Annotated in this window: 16 protein-coding genes and 2 pseudogenes; 5 read left to right on the forward strand and 13 right to left on the reverse strand. The window is 40.1% G+C overall.

Features of this window, described 5'->3' with window-relative positions; genetic code table 11:
- Positions 1-351: 351 nt before the first annotated feature.
- The 5 genes from WG932_RS06530 to WG932_RS06550 are packed head-to-tail and all read left to right on the forward strand — an operon-like array spanning position 352 to position 3381.
- Positions 352-504, forward strand: a complete 153-nt coding sequence (locus WG932_RS06530) for a hypothetical protein (RefSeq protein WP_483087399.1) — start codon at positions 352-354, stop codon at positions 502-504.
- Complete coding sequence (locus WG932_RS06535; protein ID WP_483087400.1) at positions 504-1526, forward strand: dihydrolipoyl dehydrogenase family protein; 1023 nt, start codon at positions 504-506, stop codon at positions 1524-1526. The genes WG932_RS06530 and WG932_RS06535 overlap by 1 nt, the downstream gene beginning before the upstream one ends.
- Positions 1527-1549: 23 nt before the next feature.
- Positions 1550-1696 carry a hypothetical protein gene (locus WG932_RS06540; RefSeq protein WP_483088588.1) on the forward strand — a complete coding sequence of 49 codons (147 nt, stop codon included), beginning with the start codon at positions 1550-1552 and terminating at the stop codon, positions 1694-1696.
- A gap of 33 nt (positions 1697-1729) precedes the next feature.
- A complete protein-coding gene (locus WG932_RS06545) occupies positions 1730-2281 on the forward strand; it encodes a cation transporter (protein WP_483087401.1) in 552 nt (183 codons plus the stop codon).
- Positions 2239-3381, forward strand: coding sequence for a dihydrolipoyl dehydrogenase family protein (locus tag WG932_RS06550; RefSeq protein WP_483087402.1), 1143 nt, complete (start codon positions 2239-2241; stop codon positions 3379-3381). Before WG932_RS06545 ends, WG932_RS06550 begins: the two co-directional genes overlap by 43 nt.
- A gap of 186 nt (positions 3382-3567) precedes the next feature.
- Here WG932_RS06550 and WG932_RS06555 read toward each other — a convergent pair whose 3' ends face one another.
- From WG932_RS06555 to WG932_RS06615, 13 genes and pseudogenes are all read right to left on the reverse strand, one after another.
- Positions 3568-3729, reverse strand: coding sequence for an efflux RND transporter permease subunit (locus WG932_RS06555; RefSeq protein ID WP_316928104.1), 162 nt, complete (start codon positions 3727-3729; stop codon positions 3568-3570).
- Between the two features lie 130 nt (positions 3730-3859).
- Positions 3860-4072, reverse strand: a pseudogene (locus WG932_RS06560) (hypothetical protein); the annotation flags it as partial.
- 35 nt (positions 4073-4107) lie between these two features.
- Positions 4108-4245 carry a hypothetical protein gene (locus tag WG932_RS06565; protein WP_244874475.1) on the reverse strand — a complete coding sequence of 46 codons (138 nt, stop codon included), beginning with the start codon at positions 4243-4245 and terminating at the stop codon, positions 4108-4110.
- A gap of 1023 nt (positions 4246-5268) precedes the next feature.
- On the reverse strand, positions 5269-5478 hold the full coding sequence (locus WG932_RS06570; RefSeq protein ID WP_014022508.1) for a heavy-metal-associated domain-containing protein: 210 nt from the start codon (positions 5476-5478) through the stop codon (positions 5269-5271).
- Positions 5479-5511: 33 nt separating this feature from the next.
- Positions 5512-7779 carry a heavy metal translocating P-type ATPase gene (locus WG932_RS06575; protein ID WP_483087403.1) on the reverse strand — a complete coding sequence of 756 codons (2268 nt, stop codon included), beginning with the start codon at positions 7777-7779 and terminating at the stop codon, positions 5512-5514.
- Between the two features lie 138 nt (positions 7780-7917).
- Positions 7918-8457 carry a helix-turn-helix domain-containing protein gene (locus tag WG932_RS06580; protein ID WP_483087404.1) on the reverse strand — a complete coding sequence of 180 codons (540 nt, stop codon included), beginning with the start codon at positions 8455-8457 and terminating at the stop codon, positions 7918-7920.
- A 183-nt stretch (positions 8458-8640) separates the two neighbouring features.
- Positions 8641-9690: a class I fructose-bisphosphate aldolase gene (locus WG932_RS06585; protein WP_483087405.1), complete on the reverse strand. Its 1050-nt coding sequence runs from the start codon at positions 9688-9690 to the stop codon at positions 8641-8643.
- A 25-nt stretch (positions 9691-9715) separates the two neighbouring features.
- Positions 9716-10942, reverse strand: coding sequence for an MFS transporter (locus tag WG932_RS06590; RefSeq protein ID WP_483087406.1), 1227 nt, complete (start codon positions 10940-10942; stop codon positions 9716-9718).
- Positions 10942-13038, reverse strand: coding sequence for a copper-translocating P-type ATPase (locus WG932_RS06595; protein WP_149394702.1), 2097 nt, complete (start codon positions 13036-13038; stop codon positions 10942-10944). The genes WG932_RS06590 and WG932_RS06595 overlap by 1 nt, the downstream gene beginning before the upstream one ends.
- 12 nt (positions 13039-13050) lie before the next feature.
- Positions 13051-13782, reverse strand: coding sequence for a PPK2 family polyphosphate kinase (locus WG932_RS06600; RefSeq protein WP_339674915.1), 732 nt, complete (start codon positions 13780-13782; stop codon positions 13051-13053).
- Positions 13779-13970 carry a hypothetical protein gene (locus tag WG932_RS06605; RefSeq protein ID WP_187770983.1) on the reverse strand — a complete coding sequence of 64 codons (192 nt, stop codon included), beginning with the start codon at positions 13968-13970 and terminating at the stop codon, positions 13779-13781. Before WG932_RS06605 ends, WG932_RS06600 begins: the two co-directional genes overlap by 4 nt.
- Positions 13971-14064: 94 nt before the next feature.
- On the reverse strand, positions 14065-14709 hold the full coding sequence (locus WG932_RS06610; protein WP_483087407.1) for a rhodanese-like domain-containing protein: 645 nt from the start codon (positions 14707-14709) through the stop codon (positions 14065-14067).
- 37 nt (positions 14710-14746) lie between these two features.
- Positions 14747-16049: pseudogene (locus WG932_RS06615) on the reverse strand (APC family permease).
- Positions 16050-16070 lie beyond the last annotated feature (21 nt).

The following is a 16070-nucleotide window of genomic DNA, read 5'->3' on the forward strand; positions in this document are numbered from 1 at the left end:
TGAATTTGATTTTATGGAGCGTTTTGTTCCTCATTGGAATTGCTCAGATCAAAGCTTAATGTTGCCAATCAACTGCCAGTAAAGCACAAACCGAAAATGCAACACAACAAGAAGGTAAAACAGTGAAAATCAAGATCACGGAAATGACCTGTGCGGGTTTATCCAGCCACATTTCAAATGCCATCTAAGAAGTTGAGGGTATTTTGGAACATAAGTCGGAATACCCAAGCGATTTGGCGACTTTCCAATACGACTCGGAAAAACCAGCTCTGATGCTATCATTAAAGTGATAGAGAAAACTGGATATAAGGTCTAAATCATGAGGAAAAATCAAAAACAGGAGAAACAGCTATGAAGAAGTTTGATGTATTTGTATTAGGGTCGGGAATGGCAGGCATGAACATTGCCAACATTTGTGCCGGAAAAGGACTGAAAGTTGGTATCACGGATGAACTGCCTTATGGAGGAACTTGTGCTCTCCGAGGTTGTGACCCAAAAAAATAATGCTTGGTGCTACTGAAGCTAAGGATTTTGCACAACGCCTTCACGAAAAACAAATTGCTGAAGTGCCCGCTAAACATTGGGAAGCAGCGATGAAATCTAAACAGGAGTTTGTAGATGCAATGCCCCCTAAAATTGAAAAAGGCTATAAACACAATGGAATTGAAACCTTTCACAAATCGGCTAAATTTATTTCAGAAAATCAACTGCAAGTAGGTGATGAAACAATAGAGGCAGAAAAAATCGTGATAGCTACAGGCGCAAAGCCAAAGGTATTGGGAATCCCGGGCGAGGAGCACACGCTGACCAGTACCGACTTTCTGGATTTTGATAAACTTCCCAAATCGATAGTTTTTATAGGTGGTGGCTATATCGCCTTTGAATTTGCGCATATGGCGGCCCGCTTTGGTAGCGAAGTCATCATCCTGCATCGTAGTGAACGTCCTTTAGAAAACTTTGATCCATTTATTGTGGAGCAATTGACGGAGGCCACCAAAAAATTAAACATTAGGGTGGTGTTGAATACCAATGTAACAGCCGTTGAAAAATCGGGAAATTCTTATTTGGTAACAGGCAAGAATGAAAACGGAGAACAAAACTGGGAGGCGGAAGCAGTGATCAATTCAGCCGGACGACCACCGGCAATTTTTGATCTGGATCTGGAAAAAGCAAATATCGCTTTCAGTAGAAAAGGGATTGAAGTAAATGAGTATTTGCAAAGCAATACCAATCCTAAGATATACGCTGCCGGTGATGCTGCCAATACCGAGGGAATTCCTCTTACCCCTGTAGCTGTCATGGAAGGTCATATAATTGCTTCTAACATAATAAAGGGTAACACCAAAAAGCCAAATTATACAGGTATTCCCACTGTGGTATTTACCTTACCCACGATGGCATCTGTGGGGTTGTCTGAGGAAAGAGCAACGGAACAAGGCATCAACTTTACGGTGAAGAAAAAGCAGTTCCGGATTGGTTTACAGGCAAAAGAATTAATGAGAAAACCTATGCGTATAAAACCTTAATAGAAAAGGAAACCGGAAAAATCCTGGGGGCACATATCATTGGACCGCACTCTGAAGAGGTGATTAATCTTTTTGCCATAGCCATAAAAACAGGATTAACTTCCAGAGATATTAAAACGATGATATTTACTTATCCGTCAGCAAGTTCTGATATCGTTTATATGGTTTAGCCATTAAAAATTTCAAAAGCTTAGGTAATAATTATGAACGAAGAAAACATAAAACTGGATATCACAGGCATGACCTGCGACCAATGTGCCACAAGCATTGAAAAGCTACTTGCTGAAAACAAAGGGGTACAAGAAGCCAAAGTAAGCTATTCTAAAGCTACTTGTGAATGCTCTTTTGATCCTTCAAAAACGACTAAGGAAAAAATAATCAATATCATCAACAGTACTAAAAACTACGGAGTAAAAGTTGAAATACTAGAAAATGAAAATAGTAGTTACACCCAATTTGACCTCATAATAATCGGTGGTGGCTCGGCAGCCTTTTCAGCTGCTATAAAAGCTGAAAGTTTAGGACTTTCAACCTTAATGGTAAATGACGGTTTGGACTTTGGAGGTACTTGCGTAAATGTGGGCTGTGTGCCTTCCAAAAATCTAATTCGTGCAGGCGAAACGGCTTATCATGCTACTCATTCTAACTTTGAAGGCATTCGGCCGAAAGGAGTGAATATTGATTTTGCTCAAGTCATCAAGGACAAGAAAAAATGGTTGCTACACTGCAAGAGAAAAAATATTTGGATGTGGTGAGCGATTTTAAAAACCTGACCATGTTAAAAGGTTGGGCAAGGTTCATAGACAACCAAACAATTGAAGTGGATGGGGAAAGGTACAAAGCAATCAAATTTTTAATTGCCACAGGCGCTACTACCAACATTCCTAATATTGAAGGATTGGACAAAATCGACTATTTGACCAATGTTTCCCTTTTTGACTTGGAAGAGAAACCAGTAAGTCTGACCATCATGGGAGCAGGTTATATCGGTTTGGAAATTGCAATGGCTTACAATCGATTAGGGGTAAAAGTTCGTGTCATAGAATTCACCGACAGAGTATTGCGAACACAAACACCAGACATCAGCGAAGCATTGGAAAGCCAAATGCGAAAAGAAGGCATTGAAATGTTACCCAATTTCAGAGCGGTAAAGTTTGAAAAACAAGGCAACGTAACCACAATACATTGCAAATGTCCTGACGGTTCATTCACTAAATTTGTTGAAAAAGGAAAGGTAGTAATTGCAACAGGAACCAACCCCCATTCAAGCCAATTAGGGTTAGACAATATTGGTTTGGACCTCACCAAACATGGACATATCGCAGTAAATGAAAAAATGGAAACCAATCTATCCAACATCTATGCAGCAGGAGACGTAGCCAATACGCCCACATTTGTTTATACCGCTGCCTTTGAAGGAAAAATTGCCGTTGAAAACGCTTTCACAGGAACAGAGAATAAAGCAGATTATTCTTCCTTGCCATGGGTGGTATTTACCGATCCACAGGTGGCAGGTGCGGGTATGGACGAAGCTCAGGCCAAAGCGAACGGTATTCCATTTGAAGTTTCTAAATTGGAACTCAAAGACGTACCAAGAGCAATAGCAGCGAATGACACTAGGGGATTTATCAAACTCATTCGCAACAGCGAAACTGATAAATTGATTGGGGCAAGAATAGTCGCTCCCGAAGGCGGAGAATTGATTCAACAATTGAGTATGGCAATCAAATACGGAATTACCGTGAAAGATTTGGCAGACAGTTTTTACCCTTACCTGACTTTGGGAGAAGGTATCAAATTAGCAGCAATAACTTTTGGAAAAGACGTATCTAAATTAAGTTGCTGTACCAGTTAGTCCGACCCGAAGAACCTGATTTAAAAAAGCAGCGAAAGCTAACTGCTTAACCAATCTTATCAGAAAATCTGTCTTTTCTAAAAACAACATCTCACCAGTATTTTATGGAAAATTAATTACTAGATGATTTATAAAATAAACTCCAGCGAATTTCCCTGAGGTATTTTGATTAAAGAAATTATTGAATTATTGAACAATAGATTTTCGCTTGTTTACCAACTCATACAGACATAGAATTACGATCAGATTTAGCAAGGTTTTTGCAAGTAAGCCTCCTAATATAACAATAGCCATTGGGCTCTGAATCTCATTTCCAGCCTCTCCATCTTTTAGTGCCAAGGGAATCAATGCCTGCTAGATAGTTAATGCTCTCGTTAGAATAGGATTGAGACGATCCATTGCCCCTTTAAGCAAGGGTTCAGAACCCTCTTCCCCATCCTTTCAGGTCTTCATATCTAGATACGAGAAGTTTTCCATTTCAAGTTGCAATATCAAATACGCTGATAAAACTAATGGTAGTAGCAATACTGATGACACCTAAAGTAAAGTAGACAATCAGAATTCCACCAATGAGTGCTAAAGGTAAACTAAGCAACACCACCAAGAGAAGCTTGATCTCTTGAAACTCGTAATACAGCAACAGGACAATTATTAAAACGGCCATACCTGCATTGGTTAATAGTAATTGAGAAGCTTTATGCTCACTCTTAAATTGTCCGTCATATTCTACACGATACCTATCAGGAACTGGATTTGATCTCCTATGATTTGTTGAATATCATTGACAACACTTCTAAGGTCTCTACCTTGTACATTTGCGGCAATTACAATTTCACAGTGAACGTTTTCTTGGCTTCTTGACAAAGGGCTAATAGATTCTTTAGCTATCGACAGTTATATTAACAACGAAGAGTCTGTATTGATAAATGAAGCCACTGGTTGTGGAAAAGCTTTATTGCTTCAGAATTGGGACATCAGGCTTGTGATAGGGGAATAAAGTCATCTTCTTTAATGGTCAGAAACTTATTTAACATACAAAAATGGCACGCTTGAAAGAAACCATATACCAGCTTCTAAACAAAATACCCTAAACCTATTTGCTTGTCCTATAAAATTCTGGGTTGACCCATATGGATGAACAACACCAAATGGATCTGAAGGAAATAATAGAAGAAAGGCATATACAAAATCCTACAATATATAGTGAGTCAATTACCATTAGGAAGTTTGTTTGATTCACATAAAGTGAAGCCACTATTGCTGATGCAATTTTGTATCGGTTGATACATTTCTCTCAAAGAATTGAACTCAAAAGTGAAAGTCTTAAAAAATTAAAGGAATTTTGTCAAACTGGCCTTTTTTCGTTACAAAAATATAAGTGGGGGCAATATCACCGTTGGAGGAGTCAACATCAGTATTTTCAATACAGCAATATTAAAGCACTCTCTATTTTTCTAGTTTCTTCATTAGAAACAAAAATAGCACCGAGTCGTAACCCGATGCTATCTAAATTTATTCTTAAAATCTGTAACATCTATTCAGGACTAGTCATTTTGAAAAATTATATGAATAGCTCTTTCAATGGAGGGATGTTAGATTTTCGGAAAAAAATCCAAAAGAAGTCACTTTTGGCAAGCTAATAATTCTACATCAAGAATCAAGGCAAAACTCAGAAACACCAGCCAGTAATGGTTGGCCTAGATCGTCCTATTAAAATTAGCCGCGATAACACAACTTTGTCTGATTTTTCAGTATGGAAATCGAGCTGCTATACACGTTTATAAATTAAAACATAATGAATATAAACTTAATGAATTATCGATGCCCGCCTAAAAGCCTTTCTGGGAGGATATTGAGAATTAGTGGCAGATGAGTCTTTAAGTTGCCCTATATAGCCTCAGCATTAAAACCCGCTTTCTGCACTGTTTTCTTTACTTCTTCGGCATTCAATTTTGACGTCTCCACTGTAAGCACACGGTTTTCACTCTTAAGGTTAACGTCCCATTTTTCAATGTCCTTTTCCTCATTCAGAAATGGGGTCACTTTTGACAAACACCCACCGCAATTGATATTAGTTTTAAATTTTAAAGTATTCATGATTTGTCTATTTAAAGTTTGAAAATTTAAATTTTAAATTTTAGTTGTTTTCAGTCGTAGGCTATTGGCTACTACCGATACCGAACTGAAGGCCATGGCCATACCGGCAATCATAGGGTCAAGTAAAAAGCCGTTGATAGGGTATAAAAGACCGGCAGCAATTGGGATGCCAATGATGTTGTAGATAAACGCCCAAAAAAGGTTTTGACGTATTCCCAAAACCGTCTTTCTAGAGAGGTTCAACGCTTTAGGTATGGACTGCAGGTCTGAAGTGATTAAGGTTATTTTAGCCACATCCATTGCAATATCAGATCCATGGCCCATTGCGATACTCACATCGGCTTGAGCCAGGGCGTGTGAGTCATTGATACCATCTCCAACCATTGCCACAATCATTCCTTTGGCTTGTAACTCCTTTACAAAATCAGCTTTGTCCGAAGGCAAAACTTCTGCTTTGAAGTGCTGAAGTCCTACCTGTTTTGCTACCGCAGCAGCCGTCTGCTTATTATCTCCAGTAAGCATATACACATCAATGTTTCGACTCTGAAGCGTTTCAATCGCTTTTTTAGACGTTTCTTTTATCTTATCGGCAATCGCCAACACAGCCAAAGCCTGATCCTGATTGGCAAAAAAGATAACCGTTTTGGCTTCTTCCCGCAGAAATTTTGCCTTTTCATTCAAATCATCGCTGATGGTTATATTGTTCTCTTTTATCAATTTTTGATTACCAACGTAGTACATGATGATACTATCAGCATCCATTGCTTCAACTCCACGCCCCGTAATGCTATTGAACTGAGAAACGGAAGCTGATTTAACACCTTCTTCTTTCAGTTTTTGAACCACAGCCTCTGCCAAAGGGTGTTCGGATTGTGACTCCATGGCCATCAGTATAGATTTGAGTTTTTCAGATTGATGATCCTCCTCCCATAAAATATCCGTCACTACGGGTTTACCTTCTGTGATGGTACCTGTTTTATCCAATACGACCGCATTGACCTTATGTCCTAATTCCAGACTTTCCGCATCTTTGATCAGGATATTGTTCTCAGCCCCTTTTCCAACACCTACCATAATGGCAGTAGGGGTGGCCAATCCTAAAGCACAGGGACAGGCAATAACGAGCACGGCCACTGAAGTAAGCAAAGCTTGGGTAAAGGCATTGTCCCCGCCTACCAACATCCAGGTGATAAATGTGACGATGGAAATGCCCATGACTACAGGGACAAATATTCCAGCTATTTTATCAACCAGCTTTTGAACAGGGGCCTTACTGCCCTGGGCCTCCTGCACCATTTTGATGATTTGAGCCAATAGGGTTTCTCCGGCCACCTTCTCAGCCTTAAAGCGAATGCTACCTTTTTGATTCACCGTTCCGGCAAATACTTTTTCACCCTTCGTTTTCTCTACCGGTATGGGTTCTCCTGTGATCATGCTTTCATCTACAAAAGAACTTCCCTCAGCCACTTCACCATCTACAGGGATTTTTTCCCCAGGACGAACCAATATGGTATAACCTTTTTGCACAGATGAGATAGGCATCTCCACTTCTTCACCATCCATAATCACCTTCAAAGTCTTGGGTTGAAGGCCCATTAGTTTTTTAATGGCGGAGGAAGTATTGGATTTTGCTTTTTCTTCCAAAACTTTTCCCAATGAAATAAACGTGATAATTACAGTAGCCGCTTCATAATATACATGTGGATGAACGCCACGATTGTACCAGAATTCAGGGTATAAGGTGTTGAACAAACTAAAAATGAAGGCAATCCCTGTACTCAGGGCAACAAGGGTATCCATATTGGCCTTTCCATATTTAGCTTGTTTGAAGGCGTTGATGAAAAAGCTTCGACCAAACCAGAATAAGACTGGAAAGGTGAAAGCCAGAGAAATCCATTTGCCCGGCACCCAGTCCATGTAAAACATGCCCAAAGTAAATACCGGTAGTGTAAAATTCGCAGCCCAGATGGTACGACTTTTTACTTCCTGATAATGCTTTTCTTGAAGTTCCTGCTGTGCTTCGGCTGGGTTCTCAGCATCGATAATCAAATCGTATCCTACTGACTGTAAGGCTTTACGAAGTTTCTCTGAGCTGAGTGAATCCTTATATTCTACCAAAACTGAACTATTGGCAAAATTAACACTTGCCTTGGCCACTCCTTCAGTATGGGTAAGAATGGATTCCACGCTGGAAGCACAGGATGCACAAGTCATACCCGTTACCGGAAAGGATTGTTTTTGTGTCTTGCCCATCTTCTGAGATGGTTTTTCTTTGGGTTTTGTATTATTTATGGCTTCCATATATCCTTTTTAAATCTAATTGTTCGTAATAGAACATTACAAAATTCGGAAGTTAAGGAGAAATAAGTACTATAGGATTTACTGAAGTTTTTATAAAATTTTCAGTAGCAGGGGTGAACAAATCAAAATCTTGAATAATTAGATATTATCTAATGTGTTTCTTTTTTTATCAATAGTACCTTTAAAATTAGAAGGTGTCATGCCGTTTACCTTTTTAAACTGGCTACTCAAATGTGCCACACTACTGTATCCTAACTGATAGGCAATTTGGCTTAGTGAAAGTTCATCATATATCAGCAATTCTTTAATGCGCTCGATTTTCTGGCGAATGATATACTGCTCTAGGGTAATGCTTTCTACGGAAGAAAAAAGCATACCCAGGTATTTATAGTCATAGTTGAGTTGATCTGCAATAAAATCAGCCCACTTTACCTCCAAAACGTCCTGAGAATGATGGATTTTTTGAACAATCAAATTTTTCATCTGCCCGATCAATCGGCTTTTACGATCATCTATGAGCGAAAAACCGATTTTTTCCAAGGCTTCACTTAGCCGTTTTTTCGATTCATCATCTATAGCATGCTTAAGATCAATCTCTCCCAACGCTACATTCGCGTATGGTATTTCAAGCCTTTCCACTATTTGCTCAACTGCTGTTAGACACCGTGGGCATACCATATTTTTAACATGTAATTTTATACTCTCCGCCATCTTAAAATTGTATTAACACTTCAGTAAATAAACGCTATTCCCTGCATTATGATTTAAAAATCCAGTATTTGATGTATGAAATTATAGGCTTCTTTGGATGTATGGACCCAATATATAAACGACCATTTCAACAAAACTTGAAACATTGCTTTAAGCAATCGTAATTTCTCGATCCAGGTACACTTGTTGGATCAGGTTGAGCAGTTCAACACCTTCTTTTCGCGGTCGCTGGAATGCCTTTCTTCCTGAAATCAAGCCCATGCCACCTGCTCTTTTATTGATCACGGCTGTCTTTACTGCATCTTCATAGTCGGATTCTCCGGATGCTCCACCAGAGTTAATCAATCCTATCTTACCCATGTAGCAATTTGCTACTTGATAACGGCACATATCAATGGGATGATCTGAAGTGTATTTGGCATACATTTCTTCAGACGTTTTGCCGAACTTTAAATCTCTAAAACCTCCGTTTGTATCAGGTAGTTTTTGTTTGATGATATCTGCCTGAATGGTTACTCCTAGATGATTGGCCTGACCTGTCAGATCAGCAGCAGCATGGTAGTCCTTATCATTCGTTTTAAAAGCCTCATTTCGGGTGTAGCACCATAGGATAGTGGCCAATCCCAGTTCATGGGCATAAGCAAATGCTTCTGAAATTTCACGAATCTGCTTATTTGATTCGGCTGACCCAAAATAGACAGTGGCTCCAATAGCGCATGCACCCATATTCCAGGCATCTTTTACAGACCCAAATAAGATCTGGTCATGCTTGTTTGGATATGTAAGTAACTCATTGTGGTTAATCTTGACGATGTAGGGAATCTTATGGGCATATTTCCGAGAAGTCAATCCAAGTACGCCAAATGTTGAGGCTACTCCATTGCAACCCGCCTCTAAGGCCAGTTGTACAATGTTCTCCGGATTAAAATAGTCGGGATTAGGCCCAAAGGCACTCCCTGCCGTATGCTCAATACCCTGATCAACCGGAAGAATGGATAAATAACCTGTTCCGGCAAGGTTGCCACTGTTATATAACCGGGCTAGTGCATTGAGTACCTGTGGGCTTCTATTGGAATTCAGAAAAACCTGATCCAGATAGTTTGGCCCTGGTAGGGTAAGCCTTGTTTTATCAATCGTGTCACAAGTATGTAGCAGCAAGTGTTCTGTCTGATCGCCTAAGTATTCCGCTATTTTTTTCATTTCAGTTATATTTAATGTTGAGCTATCATTTAATAAATTTTAATCCCGGCATGGTAAAAAGAGTTACTAGCAGCAGGATTATCCCGATAATCAGAAATGGCCATGAGCTGCCAAAAGAATAAATCCACATACCTAACAACGGCCCCAATACCTGACCGATACTATTGGTAGAGGTTTGAGTGGACAAATAAGTCCCGGTATTGTTTTCATCAATAAACGAGATCGAGGCGATCAGGTTTGGTGTCACCATCGCCCCGCCTGTGGCAAAAATTATGATCATCGTGAATACATAGAAGTCAGTAGTCATTAGGGTGAAAATACCCATTGATGCGGCAGCCAGTAAAAACCCTATAATCAGTTGCAGCCTCATAGGCAGGATATTTTCATTGAAACTGGCAAAGATGGGTTGTAAAACAGCCATGATCAAACCACAGAGCATAAACCCAAGACCAACTTGTGCGGTATCAAAGACAAGGATATCTTTGGCATACACGGAAAAAACAGTTTCAAATAGCGTGACGGCCAATTGTATCACCAACGATAATAGTAAGAGCCTTAGAAAAACAGGATTCGCCAGCATCCCCATCATTATGGGTTTTCCTTGAGGGTTATTGGTATATTGCTTCTTTGGTTTTTTGAGCCACAGCACAACCCCCACTAAAGCAACGATTCCTAACAATGCAACTGCAAGGAAAGGCACACTAAATTTATCCAATAACAAGTGCCCCAATCTGTTATTAAAATGTAGATTGGTTTGAGCCAAATAACCACCAATCATAGGCCCAGCAATGACACCTGCACTGACAGCCACTCCTGACCATGCAAGTATTTTTCTTCGTTGCTTACTACTGGTAAGGTCACTCAGGTAAGCATTGCTCACCGGTATAACAGACGATGAAAATATACCACCTAAAATACGGGCTACATATAGCATGGCTAATGAAGTTGATAGCCCCGTCATAACCTGCATAATGACAAAGCCTGACAACCCCATAATGATCAGTCCTTTGCGACCGAAACGGTCGGATAACTTACCCCAAACTACCGCAAATAATAGTTGAAAAAATGGGTATATGCTGGTAAGGATACCAATGTGATAGTTGATATCCTCATCCGCCACTACACCGGACTTTAAAGCAAGTCTTTCCGTATAGTAGGGTAAAACGGGCAGCAGTACGCCATACCCGCTCATAACCACAAAAATACTCAACAGGACAATTATTATCCTGCCAAGCATTTCCCGATTACCCATTACTTGTTACCTATTTTCTTTTTGAGCAGCTGTGCATTGATAGCTACGATGATGGTACTCAAACTCATAAATACAGCTCCCACTGCTGGCCCCAATACAAAGCCCGAAGAATAGAGCACCCCTGCCGCGAGAGGAATGGCAATGACATTGTAGCCAGTAGCCCATATCAGGTTTTGGATCATTTTGTTATAAGTGGCTTTACCAAATAAAATCAGACTGGCAATATCATGTGGATTGCTGTTGACAAGAATAATATCAGCCGTTTCGGCCGCCACATCGGTACCTGAACCCACCGCGATTCCAACGTTGGCTTGCGCAAGTGCCGGTGCATCATTTACTCCGTCACCTGTCATTGCGACAAACTCTCCCTTGGCTTGTAACTCCTTTACAATCTCTACTTTCTGATGGGGTAGCACTTCTGAATAGTAACCGTCTAATCCCAGTTTATCACTTACTGCTTTGGCGGTCTTTTCATTGTCTCCGGTTGCCATCAACACTTTAATGTTGTTCTTTTTAAATACTTTAATAGCCTCTGCTGATTCAGGTCTAATTTCATCCGCAAGGGCAATGTACCCTGCCAATTTTCCCTCAATTAAAACAAAAACAACTGTTTCAGCGGCATCACTATAAGCATCTTCAGGAATAGAAATTTTTTCATCTCTTAAATACCCAGGACTTACCACCTTGACTTTTTTGCCATCCACATTGGCCTCAACTCCTTTGCCCGTAATCGCATTGAAATTTTCAAGCTTAGGTATTGTGACATTTTCTTCCTTAACCTTTTTAATAATTCCTACAGCAATCGGATGCTCGGAACTTTGCTCTAAGGCACTCGCAAGTCTTAACACTTCGTTTGAGTCATAGTTCTTATCTACGGATTCAATCCGGGTAACTCCAAAGTCCCCTTTGGTCAATGTTCCTGTTTTATCAAAGAGTAAGACTGAGATTTTACGCGATTCTTCAAAAGCAGTTCGGTTTCGAATTAATAAACCGTTCTGCGCAGACACAGCGGTAGATATAGCTACCACTAATGGAATTGCCAGTCCTAAAGCATGTGGGCAGGCAATCACCATTACGGTAACCATTCTCTCTAGGGCATACACAAAAGGAAATCCTAAAAATAACCAGATGGCCAGTGTACCAAAGCCTATCGCCAATGCGATATAAGTAAGCCACTTAGCCGCACGGTCAGAGAGATTCTGCATCTTGGATTTGGATTTTTGTGCTTCTTGAACCAGCGTAATCACCTTATTGAGGTAGCTGTCTTTGCCCGTATGCTCTACTTTTACTTTTAGAGAACCGTTTCCATTGAGTGACCCGCCAATCACTTTATTTTCCATTCCCTTTTTTACAGGTTTGGATTCACCCGTAAGCATGGATTCGTTCAGATAGCTTTCCCCTTCTACAATAATTCCATCAGCAGGGACTTTTTCACCAGGCTTGATGAGGATAATATCATCTTTCTGTAAGTCTTCCAATTTTACATCTTCCACACTATCCCCTTTTACTCTATGTGCTTCCGAAGGCATCATACTTACCAAAAGTTGCAAAGCTTTTGAAGCTCCAAGAACTGACTTCATTTCCAGCCAATGGCCTAAAAGCATGATGTCAATTAGGGTAGCCAACTCCCAGAAGAAATCCTCACCTACAAGGCCAAATACAGTCGCAGAGCTATAAAAATAGGCCACACTAATGGCCATTGAAATTAAAGTCATCATGCCTGGGGCACCTTCTTTCAGCTCATTCTTTAGTCCTTTCAAGAAAGGCCATCCTCCGTAAAAATAAACGATGGTTGAAAGGCCAAAAAGGATGTAAGCATTTCCGGGCAATAACCATTCATAGCCCAAGAATCTCTGTATCATTGGAGAGAATACAAGAATTGGGATGGTGAGAATCAGGGCGATCCAAAAGCGCTTTTTAAAATCCTCAATCATCATTTTATGGTGATCATGTCCCATTTCACCATGTCCAGGGCTATGACCTGAATGACTGCTTTGTCCACCATGTTGATGACCTTCATGCCCCGAATGATCTTCATGCTTTTTACTTTCTTCGTGCCTATGGTGGGTGTGATTATGCTCTTTATGATTTTCCATAATGTCTATTTTTTATTTGTTTGGGTAATCCAAATTAAGTTTTTCAAGCTGTTCGGCTAATATTTTAGCAGCAGTATAGTTGCGAAACCAACGCTTATCTGCAGGGATGATGTGCCAAGGCAAGTGATCACATGCATTAAGTAGGGTATCGTAAGCATCCCGGAAATCATCCCATTGGTTGGGTACCAGTTCATCTTCTTTCGTATACTTCCAGCGTTTGTGTGGTTTCGTTTTACGCTCTTCAATACGCTCTACCTGCTCATCAGCAGATATATGTAAGTAGTATTTCAAGATCAAAGTATTATTGGCTAGCAGGTGATGTTCCAATTCATTGATCAAATTGATGCGGTGATCCAATACATCGCCTGATAGACTTTTATTGACGGAAGGCACCAAAACATCTTCATAGTAGGATCGATTAAAGACCCTGATCTTTCCTTTCTCAGGAAAATGAGGATAAATGCGCCACAAAAAATCATGTTTAAGCTCGTCAGCCGAAGGCTTTTTAAAAGAAGTAACCTGCACACCTTGTGGGTTCATTCCACTAAAAGCATGACGGATGACCCCATCCTTTCCCGAGGTATCAAGCCCCTGAAGAACAATTAGCATGCTGTACCTTCCATCGGCATAAAACTTATTTTGCAGGTGAAAAAGCTCTTTTCGGATTTTTTTCAGTGCATTTTTAGTTTCCATTTTGATCGCTTCTTTAGGTGGTAACGTGGATATGTTATCTAACTCAATCATATGTCGTTCGTTTTAAGTTTTTGAACAATTGCTCCCCTGATGCTGCTACTGTATACCTCATAAGCATTAACCAATACACCTTTAATACCATCCTTGCCACTAGTGGCATACACAATACTATTATCGTCAGGGTTTCTCATGCCTTCAAACCAATAAAAAGCATCCACTTCAAAATCTTCCGGATGCAATTGTAGTTCCTCTTTTGTATGAATTATATGTCAAATTTTTTAACAGATATAAATTATGCATTTTCTCATATTTTTCCCACTATCAACCCCAATGTTATCCAGTCATGCATTCCGCCTCGATAATATAAAATCCTATCGGCCGGATACCCCGCTTCCACGAGGTTCTTGATGCCTGTAGCAGATTGGGGGCATTGCGGGCCATTGCAAAAGAAGATAGTATGCTTTTTTCATCTAACTCCTCTTTTCTGGTCACTAATTCATCGTATGGGATGTTTTCAGCGCCAAGAATGGTTACCCCATTGGTAGAATCAGGTTTTCTGGCATCAACAATGGGCCTCCCCTCTTTTTGGTGTTGGTACACCTCCAATTCCCCGACTGTTCTTACCCCCACGGCAGCCTGTATTGGCTGAATACGGCCCCAGGTCGTGTCCACTTCCACCAGTCCTTCCTCAATATTTTTGGCTATCATATGGTTATGGTCCCTCTTCCCTGTCCTTATTTCCGAAATGTTCACGTTTTTCATTTTCAATTTATTTATCATATCCAAATCAGGCATGCCAATTGACGCTACCCTTTCGTTCACAATTAGCAACGGTGAATGCTTGAATTGATATTTTTCAACTAGATCTGGATGTTCTTCAAAATATTTGACCGTATAGGGTAAGTCTGCATTTTGCAATTCTTTTTCAAGTATTGGCCTGTGTTGACAATCTTTTGTTGCTACAATTAAAATTTCCATAACAATTTTATTTTTTAGTTATTTAGTGTTATATAAATTATTCTGGTTCATCCGTTTTCCATTGTAAAAACCTCCTTTCTCCAACAAATACTAAAAACATCAGTACTATGGAAACCATAATTACCAAAAAATCATTGGATACCTTTATCCAGAGGAATGCGCCTAATACAATAAGGTCAAGTAAAATGGCGGCAATAACAATGGCAACATTGACATTTATTTTTTCTAAGATTTTTTAATACACCCCATTGGAGTATTACATCCATTGTTAGGTAAAAAATAGCTCCCAGAGAGGCAATACGGGTTAGATCGAAGAATGCCGTGAGGGTAATGGCAATAATCATCGTATAAATCAGCATGTGCTTTTGCAATCGCCCCGGCATTCCGAAATGTTTGTGTGGGATTAGATTTATTTCCGTAAGCATGGCGGTCATCCTTGAAACGGCAAACATGCTGGCAATGACCCCTGAAATAGTAGCTACAATAGCAATACCCACAGTAAACCATAAACCGTACTTTCCAAATGCAGGTTTAGAAGCTTCTGCTAACGAAAAATCTTTTGCGGCTAAAATCTCTGGGATTGACAAATTGGCTGAAACTGCCAAAGCCACGAGTAAATACACCAACGTGCAAATAAAGAGCGAAATCATAATGGCGCGCCCTACATTCTTATTAGGGTTTACAATCTCACCACCGCTGTTTGTAATAGTTGTAAAGCCTTTATAAGCCAGAATGGTAAAAGCCAAAGCTGCTATATAACTGGTTGCCGTATAGTCACCAGAAACAGAGGAAGGTAAGGCTTCAGCAAATGAGAAGCCTGCTGCCCACAGACCCCCAATGGCGAATATAGCAAGACCTCCTATTTTGATAACTGCCATCATCAAGGAAGACCGGCCAATTACCTTATTACCAGAAATATTGATTAAAAAGGCAACTACCAACAATAAAACGCCCAAAATAGGCACCCAAATACTATTTTTCTGCACATCAAAAAGTTGTAAGGTATATGCTCCAAATGTCCGGGCAACCAAGCTTTGACCAATCACCATTGAAAATGCCATTAAAAGTGATCCCGCAGCAGTGATCGTACCTGGTCCATAGGCTTTTTTGAGATACATGGCGATACCACCTGCTGATGGGTAAGCATTGGACAACTTTATGTAGGTATAAGCACTGAAATAAGAGATGACGGCTCCTACCAAAAAAGCTAAGGGAAACAAAGTCCCTGAAAGATCCGCCACCTGACCAAGTAAAGCAAATATACCGGCACCTATCATCACTCCCGTGCCTAGCGCCACTGCTCCGGTTAAACTTAGGCTATTCTTTTTGTAGTTATTCATATCTGTCATTGAGCCGATTTA

The sequence above is a fragment of the Cyclobacterium sp. SOCE241 genome (assembly GCF_056867545.1).

Excerpts from the sequence above, each read along its gene's own strand:
- WG932_RS06530 (WP_483087399.1), top strand. The coding sequence starts at position 352 with ATGAAGAAGTTTGATGTATTTGTATTAGGGTCGGGAATGGCAGGCATG.
- WG932_RS06535 (WP_483087400.1), top strand. The coding sequence starts at position 504 with ATGCTTGGTGCTACTGAAGCTAAGGATTTTGCACAACGCCTTCACGAA.
- WG932_RS06545 (WP_483087401.1), top strand. The coding sequence starts at position 1,730 with ATGAACGAAGAAAACATAAAACTGGATATCACAGGCATGACCTGCGAC.
- WG932_RS06550 (WP_483087402.1), top strand. The coding sequence starts at position 2,239 with ATGGTTGCTACACTGCAAGAGAAAAAATATTTGGATGTGGTGAGCGAT.
- WG932_RS06570 (WP_014022508.1), bottom strand. The coding sequence starts at position 5,478 with ATGAATACTTTAAAATTTAAAACTAATATCAATTGCGGTGGGTGTTTG.
- WG932_RS06575 (WP_483087403.1), bottom strand. The coding sequence starts at position 7,779 with ATGGAAGCCATAAATAATACAAAACCCAAAGAAAAACCATCTCAGAAG.
- WG932_RS06580 (WP_483087404.1), bottom strand. The coding sequence starts at position 8,457 with ATGGTATGCCCACGGTGTCTAACAGCAGTTGAGCAAATAGTGGAAAGG.
- WG932_RS06585 (WP_483087405.1), bottom strand. The coding sequence starts at position 9,690 with ATGAAAAAAATAGCGGAATACTTAGGCGATCAGACAGAACACTTGCTG.
- WG932_RS06590 (WP_483087406.1), bottom strand. The coding sequence starts at position 10,942 with ATGGGTAATCGGGAAATGCTTGGCAGGATAATAATTGTCCTGTTGAGT.
- WG932_RS06595 (WP_149394702.1), bottom strand. The coding sequence starts at position 13,038 with ATGGAAAATCATAAAGAGCATAATCACACCCACCATAGGCACGAAGAA.
- WG932_RS06600 (WP_339674915.1), bottom strand. The coding sequence starts at position 13,782 with ATGATTGAGTTAGATAACATATCCACGTTACCACCTAAAGAAGCGATC.
- WG932_RS06610 (WP_483087407.1), bottom strand. The coding sequence starts at position 14,709 with ATGGAAATTTTAATTGTAGCAACAAAAGATTGTCAACACAGGCCAATA.